A 416-nucleotide genomic window follows, 5' to 3' on the forward strand; every position below is an offset into this window, starting at 1 on the left:
TTGTTCTTCTGTTTGTGGCTCTACTACTACTTGTTGCATTGGTTGTTCTTCCACTTGTGGTTCTACCACTACTTGCTGCATTGGTTGTTCTTCCACTTGTGGTTCTACTGCCACTTGCTGCATTGGTTGTTCTTCCACTTGTGGTTCTACTGCCACTTGCTGCATTGGTTGTTCTTCTACTTGATGTACAGGCTTATTCTCTACTCGTTCTTTCATAGAAGGTTGCATTGCATTCGTTCTAGCCGCATGTCTTTCCACTAATCGCGCTCTATCTTGTTTCAACATAACAACATTGAATGGTACGTGACGCTTTTTCTCACGTTTAGATTCTTCTTTTTGTACAACTGGTGGCTCTTCTGCGACCGGTGTTTCTTCTGCAACTGATTGTTCTTCTTCAATCGCTGCTTCTTCTACAA

Annotated in this window: 1 pseudogene; it reads right to left on the reverse strand. The window is 42.5% G+C overall.

What is annotated here, in order from left to right:
• A pseudogene (locus tag MR083_RS26950) lies at positions 1–416 on the reverse strand (DNA translocase FtsK); the annotation flags it as partial.

The organism is Bacillus cereus group sp. BfR-BA-01408 (assembly GCF_022663305.1).
In the GTDB taxonomy this organism is placed as follows: domain Bacteria; phylum Bacillota; class Bacilli; order Bacillales; family Bacillaceae_G; genus Bacillus_A; species Bacillus_A pacificus.